18 protein-coding genes are annotated in these 18890 nt (G+C 50.2%); 13 read left to right on the top strand and 5 right to left on the bottom strand.

Translation table 11 applies throughout. From position 1 onward, the window contains the following. Positions 1–112: 112 nt before the first annotated feature. Positions 113–343 (bottom strand): hypothetical protein, encoded by a 231-nt coding sequence (locus AAHB90_RS13310; RefSeq protein ID WP_342085670.1) that lies wholly within the window; start codon positions 341–343, stop codon positions 113–115. Positions 344–653: 310 nt separating this feature from the next. On the opposite strand from AAHB90_RS13310, the gene ypfJ reads away from it, so the two are divergent. Then, positions 654–1499, top strand: coding sequence for a KPN_02809 family neutral zinc metallopeptidase (ypfJ, locus tag AAHB90_RS13305; RefSeq protein WP_342085669.1), 846 nt, complete (start codon positions 654–656; stop codon positions 1497–1499). A gap of 31 nt (positions 1500–1530) precedes the next feature. On the opposite strand, the gene AAHB90_RS13300 is transcribed toward ypfJ, so the two are convergent. After that, complete coding sequence (locus AAHB90_RS13300; protein ID WP_342085668.1) at positions 1531–1761, bottom strand: DUF4287 domain-containing protein; 231 nt, start codon at positions 1759–1761, stop codon at positions 1531–1533. Between the two features lie 131 nt (positions 1762–1892). Here AAHB90_RS13300 and AAHB90_RS13295 point away from each other — a divergent pair, with 131 nt between their 5' ends. From AAHB90_RS13295 to AAHB90_RS13280, 4 genes are all read left to right on the top strand, one after another. Continuing rightward, positions 1893–2273 (top strand): response regulator, encoded by a 381-nt coding sequence (locus AAHB90_RS13295; RefSeq protein ID WP_342085667.1) that lies wholly within the window; start codon positions 1893–1895, stop codon positions 2271–2273. A 155-nt stretch (positions 2274–2428) separates the two neighbouring features. Continuing rightward, positions 2429–2740 (top strand): hypothetical protein, encoded by a 312-nt coding sequence (locus tag AAHB90_RS13290; RefSeq protein ID WP_342085666.1) that lies wholly within the window; start codon positions 2429–2431, stop codon positions 2738–2740. Between the two features lie 7 nt (positions 2741–2747). Continuing rightward, positions 2748–4010, top strand: coding sequence for a ComEC/Rec2 family competence protein (locus AAHB90_RS13285; RefSeq protein ID WP_342085665.1), 1263 nt, complete (start codon positions 2748–2750; stop codon positions 4008–4010). A gap of 355 nt (positions 4011–4365) precedes the next feature. After that, positions 4366–4563 (top strand): hypothetical protein, encoded by a 198-nt coding sequence (locus AAHB90_RS13280; protein ID WP_342085664.1) that lies wholly within the window; start codon positions 4366–4368, stop codon positions 4561–4563. A 413-nt stretch (positions 4564–4976) separates the two neighbouring features. On the opposite strand, the gene AAHB90_RS13275 is transcribed toward AAHB90_RS13280, so the two are convergent. Beyond that, complete coding sequence (locus AAHB90_RS13275; protein WP_342085662.1) at positions 4977–6017, bottom strand: NAD(P)-dependent alcohol dehydrogenase; 1041 nt, start codon at positions 6015–6017, stop codon at positions 4977–4979. A gap of 448 nt (positions 6018–6465) precedes the next feature. On the opposite strand from AAHB90_RS13275, the gene AAHB90_RS13270 reads away from it, so the two are divergent. The 7 genes from AAHB90_RS13270 to AAHB90_RS13240 all read left to right on the top strand — a co-directional run bounded on the left by AAHB90_RS13270 (position 6466) and on the right by AAHB90_RS13240 (position 16181). Beyond that, positions 6466–7302, top strand: coding sequence for a hypothetical protein (locus tag AAHB90_RS13270; RefSeq protein ID WP_342085661.1), 837 nt, complete (start codon positions 6466–6468; stop codon positions 7300–7302). 90 nt (positions 7303–7392) lie between these two features. Next, positions 7393–8688, top strand: coding sequence for an esterase-like activity of phytase family protein (locus tag AAHB90_RS13265; protein ID WP_342085660.1), 1296 nt, complete (start codon positions 7393–7395; stop codon positions 8686–8688). Between the two features lie 70 nt (positions 8689–8758). After that, entirely contained in the window at positions 8759–9640 is an 882-nt protein-coding gene (locus tag AAHB90_RS13260; RefSeq protein ID WP_342085659.1) for a hypothetical protein, read from the top strand. 167 nt (positions 9641–9807) lie between these two features. Continuing rightward, the gene (locus tag AAHB90_RS13255; protein ID WP_342085658.1) at positions 9808–13140 is read left to right on the top strand and encodes a SusC/RagA family TonB-linked outer membrane protein; all 3333 of its coding nucleotides are present in this window, start codon (positions 9808–9810) and stop codon (positions 13138–13140) included. A 12-nt stretch (positions 13141–13152) separates the two neighbouring features. Beyond that, positions 13153–14694: a RagB/SusD family nutrient uptake outer membrane protein gene (locus tag AAHB90_RS13250; protein WP_342085657.1), complete on the top strand. Its 1542-nt coding sequence runs from the start codon at positions 13153–13155 to the stop codon at positions 14692–14694. A gap of 97 nt (positions 14695–14791) precedes the next feature. Beyond that, the gene (locus AAHB90_RS13245; RefSeq protein ID WP_342085656.1) at positions 14792–15364 is read left to right on the top strand and encodes a Crp/Fnr family transcriptional regulator; all 573 of its coding nucleotides are present in this window, start codon (positions 14792–14794) and stop codon (positions 15362–15364) included. A 76-nt stretch (positions 15365–15440) separates the two neighbouring features. Then, complete coding sequence (locus AAHB90_RS13240) at positions 15441–16181, top strand: SDR family oxidoreductase (protein ID WP_342085655.1); 741 nt, start codon at positions 15441–15443, stop codon at positions 16179–16181. On the opposite strand, the gene AAHB90_RS13235 is transcribed toward AAHB90_RS13240, so the two are convergent. Continuing rightward, the gene (locus tag AAHB90_RS13235; RefSeq protein WP_342085654.1) at positions 16182–16940 is read right to left on the bottom strand and encodes a DeoR/GlpR family DNA-binding transcription regulator; all 759 of its coding nucleotides are present in this window, start codon (positions 16938–16940) and stop codon (positions 16182–16184) included. A gap of 144 nt (positions 16941–17084) precedes the next feature. Between AAHB90_RS13235 and AAHB90_RS13230 the strand changes: the two genes are divergently transcribed. Beyond that, positions 17085–17450: a DUF4406 domain-containing protein gene (locus AAHB90_RS13230; RefSeq protein ID WP_342085653.1), complete on the top strand. Its 366-nt coding sequence runs from the start codon at positions 17085–17087 to the stop codon at positions 17448–17450. On the opposite strand, the gene AAHB90_RS13225 is transcribed toward AAHB90_RS13230, so the two are convergent. After that, positions 17451–18815 (bottom strand): sensor histidine kinase, encoded by a 1365-nt coding sequence (locus tag AAHB90_RS13225; protein ID WP_342085652.1) that lies wholly within the window; start codon positions 18813–18815, stop codon positions 17451–17453. Positions 18816–18890: the final 75 nt, after the last annotated feature.

The raw sequence follows: 18890 nt of genomic DNA, 5'->3' as shown, positions 1-18890 counted from the left end.
ATAGTACAAAAAGGCGGGAAGGCCTTGTGCAGGGCACGATTTTACTGGCAGACAGGAAGGAGAAGAAAAGGGGAGGAACGTTGTAGGTAACAGGTTCGCAGCAGCAGACGTGCTACTGCTGTTGTTCGGCGAGCGCCAGGTCGTTGTTTCTGATGGACACGCGAATGTCCTCGATCTTGTGGTAGTTGAGCCAGCGCTGAAAGTCCAGTGCCCGCTCAGGCTGGTGATGGATGATCGTCCCGTTCGTCAGCATCAGCGTGAACGTGCTGTACGTCTGCAGGAACTTACAGACTTCGTTGGAGTGATATTCGAATCCTGCAAAATAAGGTTTAGTGAAAGTCATAAGCTGATTTAATTAGATTAACTTCAGTTGCCTAAAATTAATTACATCAAACTTCGCCCGAAGAATTTATTGAGCGATGTTTTGGAATTACTTATTTAACGGTTTTAAAAGTTATTGTATGGAGAAACTGCGTTACAAAATCTACAAATTGTAGTCTTGTCCACTAATATTTGTACACCGGGGCGTCTGTTGTAAAATTATCACTGCCCGTCTCTTTCCATGGCTGGCATTATTTCTATATTTGGATGCAACGGGTTCGGGAGACCGCCCCGTATTAGATTTTATCATTAACTTAAAATACATCAACAACATGCGTTGGCAGGATTTACGCAGAAGCAGCAACGTCGAGGACCGCCGCGGAATGTCGGGCGGGGGAAAAGTTGCATTAGGTGGTATCGGGGTGATCATCGTGGTCGCTATCGGATTGCTTACCGGTCAGGACCCTCAGGAGATCTTGTCCAACATACAGGGTGCACAAACCGAGCAGGCTGAAAACCGGCCGGCTGGCCCGCGTCCGGACGATAAGACAGCGGAATTCGTTTCTGCTGTTCTGGGAAGCACTGAGGATGTATGGACGGAGATCTATAAGCAGAACAACGCCGAGTATGAAAAACCGGTACTGCAGATGTTTTCAAATGCGACGCAAAGTGCATGCGGCGGGGCATCATCGGCTATGGGCCCATTCTATTGCCCTGCCGATCATAAGGTTTATATCGATCTTAGTTTCTGCGACGAACTGCGCGACCGGTTCAATGCACCGGGAGAATTCGCCGTCGCCTATGTGGTGGCGCACGAGGTGGGGCACCATGTGCAGAACCTGATGGGTATTTCGCAGCAGGTACAGGAACAGCGCGGAAGGCTAAGTGAGGCCGAATACAACAGGCTGTCGGTAAAGCTGGAATTGCAGGCCGATTTTCTGGCGGGTGTGTGGGCCAATCATGCCAACCAGATGGAAAATATCCTCGAACCCGGCGATCTGGAAGCTGCCCTGACGGCCGCCAATGCCATTGGCGACGACAAGCTTCAAAAAGAATCGCAAGGCTACGTGGTTCCCGACGCATTTACCCATGGCAGCTCCAAGCAGCGGATGTACTGGTTTAAAAAGGGTTATGAAACCGGCGACCTGAACCAGGGGCGTTACCAGGACATTCAATAAGCGGAATCGATGTATCTGGCCGTCCGCTGTGCTAGTCGCTGTTTTCGTCCTTAATACCTTTCAATAATGCATAGATAGCCATGGCATGTCCTTGGCCAAGGTCGTATTCGGTTTTGAGCCATTGTACAATGTCGCCCGCCTTTGTTGTGGCTTTTAATTGTCCGTTGGCCGTGAAGCCCTTCTCTTCGGCCAGCTTCCTGAAATCGTCGGGGCCTTTGCCGGTTTTGGCGAGAATTGTTTTGAGGTATCCCTGGAATGACATATTGTTTTGTCAGGAGTTTAAGGATTTAAAACTGCAAGATATAGGTATATTAATGTTTATGGTAAAGATTTACTTGATTTAGGCCTTGTTGTAATATAATTTGCGCCGAGATCTCTTTATACCCCTGGTTAATGCCCTATCAGAATATTCTCCTAATCGACGATGATGAAGATGATCAGGAAATTTTCCTGACCGCCCTGGAATGTACCCAAAAGCCTGTCCGCTGCACTGTCTTGGATAGTGCCGGCAAGGCTTTGAGCCAGATCATAAAGGGAGAAGTCGAAGCTGACCTTATTTTTCTTGACCTGAATATGCCCCTAATGAACGGGCAGCAGTTTCTTACGGAGATCAACAAGGATGAAGAGCTCCGTAAAATCCCGGTGGTGATCCTGTCGACTTCTTCCAATGCCGCAACGATAGCACAGGTCAAAAATCTCGGGGCGCGCCAGTTTTATACCAAGCCGGGCCGTTTTGAAGATCTGGTGGCGATCCTGGAAAAAGTCCTGGGGTAACGCCATCCCCGGCGCAAGCTGCCAGCCAGTCAGGCGGTGGTGCCTATGCAATAAAAAACTGGTGGGGCGTTCAATGAAAATTAAGATTTTGTTAAAGCATCCGCTATCTTGATTCGGCTCCTTACCTTTGGCGCCGAATTAAGTTTGGATGTGAGATGACACACGAGAAAATATTTGTTTTAGAAACCGGAAGAGCCGTGAAGGTAAAAGTGGAGGGCGTACTGGCCGACGACCTCTCGAAAGTAAGTATCCAGGTCGATGTTTTGATCAAAGACCAAAAAGAGGAAGAATTCAGACCGCCCATCGGACTGACGCATCCTAAGTACTGGAAATTAAAAAACCTGGACCCCGAAAAAGCCAGTTTGCTGCAAATCCGGTATAGTGGCGTGCACCCGAAACAGATCAGAAAGACGATCCGGGAGTTTGATAAATTGCATGCATTGGAAATACAAGACCAACCTTCTTAGTCATCGCATGAAGTGCTCCATGATTATAAAAACGGGCCTGGCCATCCTCTGGCTGGGCTTCAATGCGCCGGCGGTAGCCCATGCTCAGACTGTCGGCCAGAGGCTGCCGGCCTGGCAGCAAGGCGAGCTGGATATTCACCATATCAGCACGGGAATGGGGAATGCCACTTTTATGATCCTGCCGGATGGCACCACATTTCTCGTGGATGCAGGGGCACTCGATCCGACGGAGGCACGCACGCAAAGTGCGCGGAACACAAAGGCGATGCCCAGCGCGGAGCGGCAACCAGGTGAGTGGATCGCCCGGTATATCCGCAATGTAGCCAAAACGCCCGTGGTGGATTATGCGCTGATGACCCACTTTCATGACGATCATATGGGGTCGCCTTCTTCGATTTCCAGGAAGTCGGAGCAGGGAAATTATTTGTTGGCGGGCATTACGGAGGTAGCGGAATTTGTGCCCGTGAAAAAGATCCTCGATCGCGGCTGGCCCGACTACGCCTATCCGACTCCATCCAGGGATACGATGATGGGCAATTACCGCACGTTCCTTAATTGGCAGGTCAAAAATAAAGGAATGCGTGTAGAGACAAGCGTTCCAGGTCGTACCGACCAGATTGTGTTATTACATGATCCGCAGAAATATAGGAACCTGTTTGAAGTGCGGAATATTTCTGCCAATGGCGAAATTTGGACCGGCATGGGTAACACTACCCGTAAGCATTTTCCCGAGCTGAAAGATTTGAAACCCGAGCAATATCCCAGTGAAAACATGTGCAGCATTGCCACCAGGATCAGCTACGGGAAGTTTGATTACTTCACCGGAGGCGACACCCCAGGCGTTTTGCAGCCCGGCGTTCCAGCCTGGCATGACGTAGAAACGCCTGTGGCAAAGGCAGTCGGCCCGGTGGATGTACACATTCTCGATCACCACGGCAACCGCGATTCACAAAACGACTTCCTGCTCGGGGCGCTGCGGCCGCGTGTGCTGGTAATCCCCGTGTGGTCATCGGATCACCCCGGCCACGACGTCCTCGATCGTATTTATTCCCAAGGCATTTACCAGGGCGAGCGGGATGTATTTGCCACGGGGATGCTCGAAGCCAACAAGCTGGTGATCGGGGAAATGCTCAACCGTTTGAAAAGTGATAGCGGACATATCGTGATACGCGTCGCAAATGGGGGAGACAGTTACAGGGTTTTTGTGCTTGACGATCGTGACGAGCAGTTGAAGATCAAGGCGATACACGGACCTTACACTTCCCGTTAGTACGAGAAAGACCGGAGCAGACCGTAAATCTGAAATGCTTTCGCGAAGCCGGAAAGCTCCCTGCCAGCGGGTCGACAACGCTGACCTGACAAAGTGATATCCCGATGCAGGCACGATACGTTCTGTCAGTACGCAGATCGGTTTGTGGACGAGGCGAATGACTTTCTGGGAGAGCAGACCTGCTGAAACCTGCGGAATAATGTGCCATTCGGACATTGATCCGGATGGCACATTTTGTCATTCAGAGATACTTAGGGTCCCGCAGGATAAACGGTATTTTATTTGTTTTGAAAGCCAAAAAGCATGCCATACATTTGATTGAAACAAAGGCACTTAATCAATCAAACGACACTTTATGCAATTAACAGACTATGTCTCGTGGGCCATCATGATCGGCACCGGAAGCTGGGGATTGTTTTCTGTAATCAAATACATCTCGATCTTCTTTAAAGACGAAGTTACCTTTACCAATCTTAGAAATGGTAAGACGATTACATTGGGGAAACATCACCGCAAGGGCCAGGCGGAGGAACTTCTGGATTTTTTTGACTAAAAATGCCGCCTGTCAGAACTCGAAAAAGAAGGGCAGTTAGCAGGGCCGACAGCTCGGTAACCGCGATAGCATCATTCTATTCGACGATTATCCTCCACCTCCCGGAGTTTGCGTCAAAGGGAATCTTATCGGTTTGCGCGCCCGTTTTTGGGTATTTGACTTTCATTGTATGGAGATTGCTGAGATCAAATGCCAATCTGGCGTATCATGAATTCAAAACCAAAAAGTATCTGGCCGAACTTGAAACCGAAAAGCGCCGTCCCGATTTGTCATGCGAGGAGCTAAGGGTTGTTGAGGCGCAGATGAGGATGTATAAATCTGCAATTCATCAAAAAAGGACGGAGGATCTGAACATGGATTGATGTCTTTCAAGGTCATTCCCGGCACCGTCAATCCGGCGCCGGGATTGAAGATTACAAAGTAGCCATATCAATCACGAACCGGTACCGCACATCACCTTTCAGCATACGTTCGTAGGACGCGGTGATGTCTTTGATATCGATCAGCTCAATGTCGGATACGATATTGTGCTCTGCGCAAAAATCTAGCATTTCCTGCGTTTCAGCAATGCCTCCGATGCCGGAGCCTGCCATGCTGCGACGGCCCGTCAATAACGAGAACGGATGTACAGAATAGGCTTCGGTGGGCACCCCTACGTTAATCAGCGTCCCGTTTGTGCGAAGCAGCGACAAGTACAAATCCATGTCGTGGACGGCAGAAACGGTGTCGAGGATGAAATCGAAGCTGCCTTTTACTGCATTTACCTGCTCTGGATCAGAGGTGACTACGAAATGGTGGGCTCCAAGGTCTTTTGCAGCCTGTTCTTTTGAAGCAGAGGTGCTGAGCACGGTTACTTCTGCGCCAAATGCAACGCCGAATTTTACGCCCATGTGGCCAAGACCACCCAGGCCCAGGACGGCTAACTTATGCCCTTTGCCCACTTTCCAGTGCCGAAGCGGGGAATAGGTGGTGATGCCGGCGCACAATAAAGGGGCGGTGGCTGCCAGAGAAAGCTTATCTGAAACCGACAGGACAAATTCCTCGCGTACGACGATCGTGTTGGAATACCCGCCATAAGTGGGCACACCGCTGCGGTCGAGGTTGTTGTAAGTTTGCGTGTTACCGTCCAGGCAATACTGTTCCAGGCCGTCCTTGCAGTTTTCGCAAACCTGGCAGGAGTCGACCATACAGCCAACGCCGGCAAGGTCGCCGGTTTTGAATTTCTTCACGTGCGCGCCTACATGCATGACTTTTCCGACAATCTCATGTCCGGGTACCATCGGGAAAATACCGGGAAACCATTCGTCCCTGATCTGGTGAAGATCAGAGTGACAGACGCCGCAGTACTGGATTTCAATCTGAACGTCGTGCGGGCCAACCTCCCTTCTTTCAAATTCCCATGGCGCCAGGTCGGTCTCGGGTGATTGGGCTGCGTATGCTTTTGCTTGTATCATGTCAGAAAATGGGGTTTAATGCAAAAGACAAAATTAGCACGCGCTTTTCTATCGGAATTAATACTTTCAAAACATTGCTTATAGTTTTCAAACAATGTCCTTTCCCGTTCGTTTTTTGAACACTTTCTTTTTCGTGAGCGGGAGGAGAGATTGCGCTCCGATTAAAAAAGAGCTTTCCCTTACATCGAAAATGGCTTTCGGATCGTTTATTAATTTATGTTGGCTCAACGTATATGAGTGGTGCGTTCCTGCTCCGGATTTCGTCCGGAACTTAATGAATGCATTGCTGCGTTACCGGCTCATAGCGAATAATTTAGTGCGACTTAGAACTATTACAACCATTTACAGGCGAAGTATGCAAATTCGGAGGCCGGAGGCATTTGCGATTTTTTTGTCCTTGTGGGGCATAAGCATGATTTGTTGTGCCCAAAAGCCTGGCTTGCAAGGCATGGCACCGTCCAAATGGATCACTTTCCGTACAACGCATGCACCAGGGAAGGTTTATCGGTTTGCCAATGGTGGTAACAAGACTTTCACAAACGAGGAAATGTACGTCCGCGCATGGATTCCTGTGATCCATAAAAAGAACTTCGCTTTGGTTCTCGGGCCTAATTACCGGGCTGAACAGCTGGAATTTAAGAGTAGCGGTGAAAACCCTGCCAAAAAGTTCGAGGGATGGAACCTGAGGACATTCGCGCTGGACCTCAACTCATTTGTCCGGCTCGACAGCACTTCATGGCTGGTTTTGACCTCCCATATCAACAAAACGGGCAATTTTGCCATGCTTTCGGCAAAGGAAATTCCGCTCAACTACACCGTTTCTGCATCCTACCTGAAAAGAAAGTCGCCCAACAAGGAAATCGGGGCGGGTGTCATTTTCAACAAAAGCTACAAATTGACTTTACTGCCAGTTTTTCTCTTCAATTATAACTTCTCTGAAAAAGAAGGCGTTGAGATTATGTTACCCAAGAAAATGGCATGGCGTCATAATCTTTCACCCAGCGATCTGCTCTATTTCAAAGCCGAAGCCGTTACGCGGACGTATTACCTTAACCGTGTCGCGGTGGGAACGCCTGATGTCTGCCGCCGTATAGATGTCGATATGGGCATTTCCTACAACCGCAGGTTCGGAAACTTCGGAGGCGTGGAGGTCTTCGGCGGTTACCGTAAGAATATTTCAAACAAAATGGTTCATGACGCAGTGCCGGTCCGCACTTCCGGGCTTGCAGCGACTGTCGAATTCTATATCCAGCCGCCCAGTTTCAGAGGGAAAGGCCGGAGGTAGGCCTTAACAAAATGTTGATTTGGCGTGCTTTGAATTAACTTTCGGGTAAAATCGGCCAGTGTAGTTTTACGCAAACTAACCTGGATACAGATGAAACCCTTTTTACTTTCCCTGATCTCGACAGCCGCTGCTGTTGCTATATTAAATAGCTGTACCGACCATAGCCTTCCCCATGAAAATTATCCTGAAAGGGCAGAAGCGCAAAATCCGAGAATCATTACGCAGGTCGGTAATGTAAAGGTTTACAATGGCGGTTTCGGATCGGCCGTCGTACAGGATCCGAACGATCACACAGCCTTTTACCTTCTTACCGACCGCGGTTCCAATATCGACGGCAAGGTTGCCGACTCCAAAGTATTCGCGGATCCCGGTTTTGCGCCGCAAATCGGCAAGTTCAGGCTAATGGGTGACCAGTTGGTGCTGGAAAAGACCATTGAGCTTAAAAATGAGAGCGGGATCAAACTCAACGGCCTCCCTAATCCTCCCGGATTTGGTTACAGCGGCGAACTGGCGCTGGATGTGAACAACAACACCCTGCCGAACAGCATCGACGGGCTGGATTCCGAAGGTCTCGCCATGGCGAAGGACGGTACTTTCTGGGTAAGCGACGAGTATGGCCCGCATATCGTGCATTTCGATGCCAATGGCAGGACGATAGAGCGTATCAACCCATTTGGAAACGGGACGGGTGGCCGCAGGATGCCCCTGGTTTTTGCCAAACGACGCCCGAATCGCGGAATGGAAGGACTTACGATCACTCCCGACGGCAAAACGCTGGTCGGTATCATGCAATTTCCACTCTACAATCCATCGGCAGCAGAGGTTTCGGGCTCGCTGGTGACACGAATCCTGAGCTTTGACATTGCTACGGGCGTCAGTAAGGAATATGTGTACCTGATCGACCGCGCCAACTTGCAGGCGAACAGCGAGATCGCGGCCATCGATAACACTACTTTTCTCGTGCTCGAACGTGATGGTGAGTATGCCACCAATGCGAACCGCTCAACCGTGGTCAAGAAAGTTTATAAGATCAATATTGGCAATGCTACCGATATTTCCGATCCGGCCAATGGCGTGAACGGCAAGCTGTTCGGCGGACTCACGGTTGAACAACTGAAAACATCGGCTAACCTCGCTGCCAATGGTATTAAACCCGTTACGAAGACGTTGGTGGCCGATCTGATGACCGACATTCCGGCCCTTTATCCACACGACAAGGCGGAAGGAATCACGATCATTAACTCCACAACTATTGCCATTTCCAATGACGACGATTTTGGCGTGGTAGGAGCAGGCGGTGTGTATGCGCAGAAATTACTGCCCGCTACCGGCGCAGTAGACCGCAACACGATCTATTTCGTGAAGTTGAAACAACCACTTTGGTAATAATTCTCATTTTCAAGCGGGTGCAGGGCTTTGCCTTGTGCCCGCCATTTTTTTTAATACCCATATCAAAATGAAGCTACTAAAATTCCTGGGCGCGGGAGGCGTGGCTTTCACGGCCATTTCCGCATTCATCATACCTGCCAAACCTGATGTGTCGCTTGTTTCTTCCTGCACCGTCGATTCGCTCGGGGCCTGCCAGGGAGCCTCGTTCCTGGATGGCGAGGTTTATCTTTATGGAGATCGCGAAGTGGGCATGGTGCGCGAGTTCGATCTGAGGGGCGACTCTTTACAATTCACAGGAAAGGAAGTCCGGCTGACGGTCGATGGCAAGGATGTGATTAATCATCCGACGGGTATTGCCAGGCACGGCAAGTTACCGGTATTTATCGGCAACAGCATCCGCCTGAATACGGAAGGTACCTCGTGGCGGGCTGTGATTTACCAGGTCGATTGGAAAGGGTTGCTCAAAACAGGCACGCTCGACGGTAATCTGATCCGTACGGTCGAGGACGACGCCTGCATTCAGGGGACAAGGCCGGAGTATGTTCAGTACCACGGCAAATGGTTCGTGGCGACGGCCGATTACGGCGACAAGCGAAATGAGGTGCGCCTCTATGATCCGGCTATGTTACAAAAAGTAGGTAAAACGAGCGCCCGGGGTGTACTCGTGAAGAAGTTTACCTGTGGGCCTTGGGTGCAGAACTTGCACTGGGTACCGGAGAAAGGTGTTTTGGTCTTAATTCAAAATCAGATAGAGGGGCGACGCTGGCGGTTCACATTTGTCGATCTTAAAAAGTCACTTGAAAAAGGGGAGCAGGTTGTACTTAACTCGGTGGATATTGATAAGGCCGACGAGCTCGAAGGTTTTACTTTCACAGGCGCTTCTTCAAAAGGAATAGCGGTGACATCGTCCCGCAAAAGCAACGTTCATCAGTTACATGTGAGCTGGTAACCGGTTACTTCTGGTTCTTGAGAATTTTACATTTTCATAATAAACATATCCCATACAGGTAATAGGCGAAAAATACCTTTGCGCTCGATTTTTAGCTCCTAGGTGGAAAGGTATTGACGTGGGTTGTGACGTGTTTTCTTGTTTTTGTTAAATTTTTTAAAACTATTATGAAGAAACTGATACTGCCAATTGTTCCGTTGGTCTTGACAGGTATCCTGGTTTTCAGTCCGGGCAGGCATGCAGTGGCTTCCGGTAAAGGCCGGACAATGTTTGAGAAGCCGGTTCGCGTAATGAACGTGACCGGTAAAGTGGTAGACGAGACTGGCCAGCCATTGCTGGGTGTGACGGTTTTGGAAAAAGGTACCAACAAAGGTACGGTAACCGATGCCGCGGGTACGTTCTCGCTTGACGCCGGCGCTGGTTCCACACTTGTATTTTCATTTGTAGGCTTCATTGCGCAGGAAGTGGTGGTTTCAGGCAACGAGCCATTGACCGTTACATTGAAAGAGAATGCGATGATGCTCAACGAGTTTGTGGCGGTAGGCTATTCTACAATGCGCAAAAGCGATCTGACGGGCGCCATTTCCAGCGTGAAGGCGAAGGAATTGAATTTGACCACTCCCACCGTTGGACAAGCACTTGTAGGTAAAGTGGCCGGCGTGCAAATCTCGCAGGTAAGCGGCGCACCTTATGTAGGCACGAAGATCCGCGTCCGTGGTGTGGGTTCGGTGAATGCGAGCTCGGATCCCTTGTATGTGATCGATGGCTACCCGGCTGGTAATGATGTTTTCATTAATCCTAATGATATTGAATCGATCGATATCCTCAAAGACGCGGCCTCGGCGGCTATTTACGGTTCCCGTGCAGCGGGTGGGGTAGTGTTGATCACCACCAAGAGGGGAAAGGAAGGTAAAGGCCGGCTGGAATACGAATACCAGTTTGGCGTGCACCAGCTGAGCAAGAAGGTCGATCTGCTGAATTCCTCCGAGTTTGGCCAGCTGATGATCGATGGCCGCAATGCGAGCTACCACGACCTGACGGTGAATGCAGGCAAGCCATGGAACGACGGAATGTACTCCGACGACAATGCTACCCGCATTAAAAATGTGGGTAATGCGGGTTCGGTGAGCATTCCTACGGATTTGTACGATTTCGCCAATCAGAAACTGATTACTCCGAAATACAATACCGACTGGCAGGACGAGCTGTACCGCAATGCACCTGTGCATCGTCATAATATCTCATTTTCCGGCGGGAAAAACGGTTTGCGATATGCGATCAGCGGCGGGCAGCTCAATCAGCAGGGCATAATCCTGAGCACCGGCCAGCACCGAACCAACTTCCGGACCAACCTCGATGCCGAAATAAACAAAAAGCTGAAAGTTGGGGCCAATCTCGCATTTACTTATAATACCAACCGCGAGGTTCAGGAAGGCCGTTTCGATAAAGGGCCGATCCTTGGGGCATTGATTTACATGCCGATTTTCAAGGCTTACAATGAAGACGGCAGCCTTTCGAAGAACGAGGCGGCTGCTCTAAGCTCGGCGTACGGCTTCCAATCCATTGAGAACCCGGTGGCATTGGCAACTGAGACGCACATCAACCGCAGAGGTCAACGCGGGACGTTCAATGGTTTTGCAACTTATGAGATCATCCCCGACCTGACATTCAAAGTCAACCTCGGTTTGCAGACTTACAACGAGAAATATGAATTCTACGCTCCGACCAGCCTCAGCAGCGGCGCGAATCCTCCGGGATCGCCCCAGGCTATTGCGGCGGCAAATGCCGTATCGCAGATGACCACGCAAATGGACAAGCTGGCCGAGTTTACTTTGAACTACAAAAAACAAATTGGTAAACACAGTGTCGACGGTCTGATAGGCTATACTGCGCAGGAAAACAACCGCGACATCGTTTCGGTTACCGCCCGGGGATTTTCCAACGACCGCATCGAGGAAATTACAGGAAAAGGCGCAGATGCAACCCTTTTCTCACTGAATACCGGAGCTGACCAAACCGGTAAGGTGAACTGGACCTTGCTCTCATACCTGGCCCGTGCTGCTTATAACTACGATGGTAAGTATTATCTGACCGCAACGTTCCGTACCGATGGTTCGTCGCGCTTCGGCCCGAACAACCGTTGGGGTAATTTTCCGTCGGTTTCTGCCGGCTGGAATATCTCCAACGAGCAGTTCTACAAAGATGCATTAGGCAATAACTCGACGTTGAAACTTCGTGCCAGCTGGGGATTGAGCGGTAACAACAATATCGGTAACTACAACTTCCTTCAAACCATGGCTGCGCCGGGCGGGGTAGTGTACGGAAACGGTACTGTGAATACCGCTATGTGGGCCACGGGTATCAAAGACCTGAACCTGGGCTGGGAATCGACCTCGCAGTACAACTTCGGAGCTGACCTGGGCCTATTTGACGATCGTTTGTCGATCATGGCAAACTATTACATCAGCCGCTCGTTCAACTTGTTATTCAATCAGCCGCTATCGGCGATTTCCGGTGCTTCGACGATTCTGACCAACCTTCGCAACTCAAAGGTACAGAACAAAGGCATTGATCTTCAAGTGGATGCCCGCGTGATCTCGACCCAGGATTTCGACCTGAATGTGAGCGGTAACATCTCTGTGAACCGAAACAAAGTACTCGATATGGGTGGTGCCAGTACGATCATCACCAATGGCGCCGAGCGTTCATACCTGACGCATATTACGCAGGAAGGTCAGCCGATCGGTATGTTTTATGGTTTCAAGGTAAAAGGAATGGTTCGCGAGAAGGATATGGAAAATATCGCGGCAGATAATGCAGCTTATAACTCGTCCACACAGTCGTATCCGGCAGGTTACCAGCTGAAAGGACCCGCACGTTCGACGGCTTCTACCAATCCGCTTCGTCCGGGTGACCTGTATTTCGAAGACGTTAATAATGATGGTGTCGTAAACGATGCCGACAAACGTGTAATCGGTTCGCCGCATGCGAAATTTACCTACGGTTTTGCGATCACGGCAAACTATAAAAACTTCGATTTCAGCTCTTCCTTCAACGGGACATATGGAAACAAGGTGCTCGATGGGCAGGATTACTACCTGTACAACATGGAAGGATCGGGTAACCAGTATGCGAAGGTGGCAAACCGTTACCGCTCCGAATCGCAACCGGGCGACGGCCACGTGTACCGCGCTTCGCGTGGAGGCACGCAAAGCAACAGCACGCGTTTGTCGACCTTTTACTTGCAGAATGGTTCTTTCCTCAGATGTACCAACCTGACATTGGGCTATAACATGACCAGCATTGGCAGTCTTACCCATAATGCGATCAGTGCATTGCGCTTGTATGTAGGTGTCGACAATGCTTTTACCTTAACGAAATACCTGGGCTACAACCCGGAGGTGGATTACAACAACGGAGCTAACCTGACGCCGGGTGTCGACTATGGAAAATACCCGCTCGCGCGTGCCTATAACATTGGTGCCCGTATTACATTTTAAGCAGCAGAAGAGATGATCAAGCGCAAATACATTTTCAATACTTTATTTTCCGCATTCGGGCTGGTAGCCATGTCGGGTTGTTCAAATGACTTCCTGGACCAGGAAAATCCCAATGCGGTGTCGGCGCCCACTTTTTACAGGACGCCCGACGACGTGGCCCTGGCCGTAAACGGTATCTATAACTCGCTTCGCGACGGAAATGGTCTCGGAGAGAACAGCGGTTTGTTCAGCGAAGAGCGTTCGGACAACACCGGTCGAAACGACAACCAGTCGAACGCGGGCGAGCCGTTCCAGTTCAATGATTTTTCGCTGTTGCCCAGCAATACTTACCTGAAATCGCACTGGCTGACGCTGTTCCAGATGGTGACGCGTTGTAACCAGGTGCTGGCGGGTATCGAGCGGGTAGCATTTGCAGATAACAACCTGAAAGAGCAGTACAAGGCTGAGGCCAAATTCATCCGCGCATTGACCTATTTCCATCTCGTGCGCAAATGGGGCGATGTGCCTTTGGTAACCAAAGAACTGCTCAGCACAGAGGAGGTAACAGCTGCAACTTACCGTGAGAAGCAGGATGTAGTCTACAACCAGATCGTACAGGACCTCAAAGACGCGGTAGCTTCGACGTTGCCGGACAAACAGACGGCCAATACCAAAGGTAAGGTGACCAAAAATGCCGCCAATGCATTGCTGGGCCAGGTGTATCTGACAATGGCGACCACGCTGGACGCTGCCAACCGTACGGCAAACCTGAATGAAGCCAAAAAATACCTGCTGGCCTCGTATAATCTGCGCTCGTTCGGGGAGTTGAAGGAAGTGCCTTATGTGGATGTGTTTGATGTAGCCAAAAAATCGACGAATGCGGAAATTATCTTCCAGATCGTGAACAAGCAGGGTGATATCAACTTTTCGTCTTCCATTGCCCGCAACAACCAGGCGAAGGGCGAGACGATCAACTCATTGTTTGCCTCTTCGGGCTCGGGCGGTAATGTGACGCCCGATCTGGTGCAGGACTACGAAGAAGGTGACGCCAGAAAAGACTTCTCCATCAAATATGCCAACGATCCGATCGTGAAGGACTATTTTATCACCAAATACCGCGATGCCAGCTCGGCCGCTACGACCAACGGTTACGGCGGAAATGACTGGATCCTGATCCGCTATGCGGACGTAATCCTGATGCTCGCCGAGGTGAACATGCAATTGGGAGACGAGCCTGCCGCTATCGGTTTCCTCGACCAGGTTCGGGAGCGGGCCGGGTTACCCAAATATGCAGCTTCAAAGGCTAATGCGACCTATGCGGCCAACTACCCGACATTGAAACTGGCCATCCTGCACGAACGACGCGTGGAGCTCGCATTCGAAAACCACCGCTGGTTCGACCTGCTGCGTTTTTTCACGACCGATGAGCTGGTGGCCTATTTCAAAAGCAAAAAACAGGAGAATTTTGGCATTGCCAAGCTCAGCAACTTCGGCAAAAAGGACCGCTATTATCCGATCCCGTTTGACGAAACGAAGCTGAACCCGGAGAAAATGTACCAGAACGAAGGCTATTAAAACCTGAACCGGACTATTGCAAAACCCTGTACCTAGCAAGCGCAGGGTTTTTGTTTTTGGGGATATTATATTTGAATAAAACTTTTCAAAATGACTTATGCCGCAGCGATTGCTTTCGATCCTCCAACTCACCCACACGATCCCGCCCGCTGATCAGGAAATAATCCTGGATGCATTCGCTGTGCGGCAGTTCCGGGAAGGCGATGTGCTGTTCAAAGGCGGAAAGATTTGCCAGGAAATGTTTTTTGTCCTGAATGGGGTGCTGCGGATTATGGTTACCAATGAAAAGGGCAATGAAGTAACGCATTACTTTTTGAAGGAAACCCAATTTTGTACCATTCTGAACAGCTTCAATAACCACGTGACGGCCCACGAAAGCATTTGCGCGGCCTGTAATGTGCAGGTTTTGAGCATTAGCAAAGCCGATCTATGGGCGCTCTACACCCGCGTGCCTTACCTGAAAGCGGTGATCGACACGATTACCAACCAGACACTGCTCGAAAAGATACAGATCCGCAATGCCTATCTCGGTCAGGACTCGGCCACGCGGTACCAGCAGTTTCTGTCGCGGCAGGCCGATATAGCTACCCGTGTGGCGCTTTCAGACGTCGCTTCCTACCTCGGTATTACGCCGCAATCGCTCAGCCGCATTCGCAAAAGCCTGCGCTGAAAACCGTTTTTACCATTTGTTAAGTGCTTTGGCAGGCCGGTAGAGGAGATTTGTATTGTCAAAACATTCAATACAAATGGAAACTTCAAATTCAGAATTCTCCCTTTATGGAAAAAGAGTAGTAATCCTGGGCGGTAGCTCAGGGTTAGGACTGGCTACGGCCAAAGCGGCCTCGGCGGAAGGCGCAAACGTGATCATCGTATCGAGCAACGCTGCGCGGGTACAAAATGCGGTATCGCAATTGCCCGGCAATGGTTTCGGAATGCAGGCGGATCTTTCGGACGAGGTGTCGATCAAACGGGTTTTCGAGGAAATTGGCATGTTCGATCACCTCGTTTTTACGGCTGGCGAAAGCCTTTTGTTAAGTAAAATCGCCGATACGGAAGTTGATAGTGCCCGTGAGTTTTTCAAGCTGCGTTACTGGGGTGCATTCATGGCGGTCAAATACGCGGCACCCCGGATCAATGCGGGGGGCTCGATTGTACTCACTGGCGGGATCGTCAGCGCACGCCCGAACGCGGGCTGGTCGATAGGCGCGAGCATATGTGCAGCGATGGACGGTTTCACGCGGGCAATGGCCGTGGAACTGGCCCCGGTACGTGTAAATCTTGTATCCCCCGGCGTGATCCGCACCAACTTATGGTCGTCAATGGACGAAACGGAGCGCGATGCATTTTATGACCAGGTCGCGGCTGCATTACCCGTGCGTCATGTGGGTGAGGCCGACCAGGTTGCGCAAACTTATATCTACCTCATGAAGCAGCCCTTTGCGACCGGCCAAATCCTGGTCACCGACGGCGGTTCGGTGCTCGTCTGATCAGCCAGCCAACTCCACATTCAGCCCGTTCTGTTGCAATGCTTTGATTTTCGCCTCGTCGGCACTGGAATCGGTTATCAACGCGTGAATGGCTGAAAGCTCTGCGAATTTGACATAACTGTCCCTGCCGATTTTGGAGGCATCACAAAGCAGGATCACTTGCCCCGCATTGCGGATAAATGCCGTTGTAATGGTCGATTCATGCTCGCTGTGCGCGGTAAGGCCGTTCTCTGCCGACAGACCATCCACGCCGATGAATGCCTTGTGAGCATGGTAACCATTAATATGCTGCACTGCTTTGTCGCCGTGGACGGCCTTGCGCGCCTTGTTAAGCTCCCCGCCGATGAGGTTGATCTGGATCGACGGAACGTCTATCAACTCAGCCAGGATAGGCAGTGAATTGGTAATGACACGAATACTTTTCTTTTTCAAAAACCGGCACATCTGAAATACGGTGCTGCCACAATCGAGAAAGATGATATCGCCATCCTGCACGAACGAGGCAGCTTTTTCCGCGATCTGCTCCTTGGTCGGGCTATTAACACCCGACTTTTCCGAAAACCCGGTCAATACCGGGTTTTCCATTTTCATAGCGCCCCCATGGGTACGTATGAGCAATCCTTCCTCTGCAATGTCCCCCAGGTCGCGCCGGATCGTTGCTGGCGATGCTTCCAGGATTTCGGCCAGTTCGAATACGGTAAGGCTTTCCGCCTCATCCAACGCCGCAAGAATTTTTTTCTTCCTTTCTTGAAAGTTCATAGTATTTGCTTACTTTTGATCAATATTAATCATTTTTGATCAATATTGATATATCTATTAGCTGTGGATGTTGGTAATGCTCACCAAAAGTAGCATGTATGATCATTTTTAATAAAGTTATTTCATTTTTAATCACAATTAGCCATGAGTGGATTAATGATCCTGGTTGCCGGACCCTACCGGTCGGGTACGAACGATGACCCTGTTTTAATGCGTAAAAACCTCGACAAGCTCGAATCGGTGACCTTGCAACTATTTCGCGCCGGTCACTTACCGGTGATAGGGGAATGGATTGCCTTGCCGCTGTTGGAACTGGCAGGTTCCAAGGTGCCCGGGGATGCGCCGTATGAAGAGATTTTGTACCCGGTAGCAGGCCGGTTGTTGGAGAAATGCGATGCGATCCTCAGGCTGGAAGGGGAGTCCAAGGGGGCCGACGAAGATGTAAGGATCGGTCGCGAGCGCGGGTTGAAAATTTACCATGGTCTCGCCGAGGTACCCGGTTGCGCGTGATCAGAGCAAATTGGGCTGCGGCACTTTGTTCTTGTCGAACATAGGTACCGAAATGTAGAAGCAGGTCCCCTCTCCGGGCCTGCTTTCCAGCCAGATCCGGCCGTTCTGGGCTTTGACGAACTCCATGCAAAGCATCAGCCCCAGGCCAACCCCTTTCTCATTGTTGGTCCCGAACGTAGATTCTACGTTCAGCGAAAAAATCGATCGCTGTTTTTCTTCCGACATTCCGATGCCGTCGTCCTGTACGGAAATCAGGCAGTTCTTGCCCTGCGCCTGGGCTTTCACGATAATATGTCCGCCCATGCCGGTGAATTTGATCGCATTTCCTACGATGTTCCGCAGGATAAGCTGCATCATGTCACTATCGGCGTAAATGCGCGCCGATGGGTCGAAATAATAGTCGAGGCTGATGTTTTTGCGGGCTGCGATGTCGCGTTCCAGGTTCAGGGTAGGTTCAAAGAGCTCCTGGACTTTCAGATATTCCATATGCACCGAAACACCATGCAGTTGCGATTTGGACCAGTCCAGCAGCTTGGAGAGCATGGCCATGGTGTTCTTAGTCGAATTGAGCAGGTCATTTTCGATATCGAGCTTCTGTTCTTCGTCGAGTTCGTGCTGTGTCAGAAGTTCGAGGAAGTTCTGGATACTGGCCAGCGGTGAGCGGAGGTCGTGAGCGACAATGGACATCAGCTTGTTTTTCTCTGCATTCAGTTTTTCGAGCTCCTCATTCTGTTTGACGATCTGAGAGTTTTGCAGCTCGATCGCCTTTGATTTTTCCAGTGCCGATAACTTTTCGCTTTCATAACTTCCCCTGATGTAATCGATGCAGAAGTAGGTAATTGCCGCCACTACCGCGTAAGCCGACATATGATCGACAAAGCGGTTAGAGCGGGTTGTATAGGTTTCCGGCACCAGATGAGGATAGTATAATTCGATCAGATTGAGAATGATCAGCATCGTTACGTTAACCGGGATCCACACCTTGTATTGTTGGACGGGGGAAATAGCAATGCTTAGCAGCAGGAAAAGCAGGAAAAACAGGTCGGTAGGCCCGCTTAGACCCGAATTAAGGAAATAGTTAACGATGAACAGCGCAAGCCCGACGATATTGGCCAATAACGTGCTGACACTGCTTCTGTTTTTAAACCGCGACGCGTAATACAACGCGACGGTAATTAATAAAACGATAAGACTGGCCAATGCTATTTTGGGCAGTCCTATCGCATAGTTGAATGGTACATTATAAGTCAGTGCAAAGGTTGATATCAGGCATACCGAATGGAATATCCGTGCATTCAGGGGAAAGACTGACGGGTCACCGGATAGGTAAGTCCATGTTCGATAGATCGAATCTTTGAGAGGCAAGACGTGTAGGGTTTCGTTCCTGCAAATATAACGTACGCGAATCCATTAAACGCAAGTAGAATTAATATTAATTGA

The organism is Dyadobacter sp. OTU695 (genome assembly GCF_038440355.1).
In the GTDB taxonomy this organism is placed as follows: domain Bacteria; phylum Bacteroidota; class Bacteroidia; order Cytophagales; family Spirosomataceae; genus Dyadobacter.
This window is presented reverse-complemented; position numbering and strand designations above follow the sequence as displayed.

Bases quoted from the DNA above. Each gene is read 5' to 3' on its own strand.
- AAHB90_RS13310 (WP_342085670.1), bottom strand. From the start codon at position 343: ATGACTTTCACTAAACCTTATTTTGCAGGATTCGAATATCACTCCAAC.
- AAHB90_RS13250 (WP_342085657.1), top strand. From the start codon at position 13,153: ATGATCAAGCGCAAATACATTTTCAATACTTTATTTTCCGCATTCGGG.
- AAHB90_RS13280 (WP_342085664.1), top strand. From the start codon at position 4,366: ATGCAATTAACAGACTATGTCTCGTGGGCCATCATGATCGGCACCGGA.
- AAHB90_RS13230 (WP_342085653.1), top strand. From the start codon at position 17,085: ATGAGTGGATTAATGATCCTGGTTGCCGGACCCTACCGGTCGGGTACG.
- AAHB90_RS13270 (WP_342085661.1), top strand. From the start codon at position 6,466: ATGGCACCGTCCAAATGGATCACTTTCCGTACAACGCATGCACCAGGG.
- AAHB90_RS13260 (WP_342085659.1), top strand. From the start codon at position 8,759: ATGAAGCTACTAAAATTCCTGGGCGCGGGAGGCGTGGCTTTCACGGCC.
- AAHB90_RS13300 (WP_342085668.1), bottom strand. From the start codon at position 1,761: ATGTCATTCCAGGGATACCTCAAAACAATTCTCGCCAAAACCGGCAAA.
- AAHB90_RS13245 (WP_342085656.1), top strand. From the start codon at position 14,792: ATGCCGCAGCGATTGCTTTCGATCCTCCAACTCACCCACACGATCCCG.
- AAHB90_RS13290 (WP_342085666.1), top strand. From the start codon at position 2,429: ATGACACACGAGAAAATATTTGTTTTAGAAACCGGAAGAGCCGTGAAG.
- ypfJ (WP_342085669.1), top strand. From the start codon at position 654: ATGCGTTGGCAGGATTTACGCAGAAGCAGCAACGTCGAGGACCGCCGC.
- AAHB90_RS13255 (WP_342085658.1), top strand. From the start codon at position 9,808: ATGAAGAAACTGATACTGCCAATTGTTCCGTTGGTCTTGACAGGTATC.
- AAHB90_RS13295 (WP_342085667.1), top strand. From the start codon at position 1,893: ATGCCCTATCAGAATATTCTCCTAATCGACGATGATGAAGATGATCAG.
- AAHB90_RS13285 (WP_342085665.1), top strand. From the start codon at position 2,748: ATGAAGTGCTCCATGATTATAAAAACGGGCCTGGCCATCCTCTGGCTG.
- AAHB90_RS13275 (WP_342085662.1), bottom strand. From the start codon at position 6,017: ATGATACAAGCAAAAGCATACGCAGCCCAATCACCCGAGACCGACCTG.
- AAHB90_RS13240 (WP_342085655.1), top strand. From the start codon at position 15,441: ATGGAAACTTCAAATTCAGAATTCTCCCTTTATGGAAAAAGAGTAGTA.
- AAHB90_RS13265 (WP_342085660.1), top strand. From the start codon at position 7,393: ATGAAACCCTTTTTACTTTCCCTGATCTCGACAGCCGCTGCTGTTGCT.
- AAHB90_RS13235 (WP_342085654.1), bottom strand. From the start codon at position 16,940: ATGAACTTTCAAGAAAGGAAGAAAAAAATTCTTGCGGCGTTGGATGAG.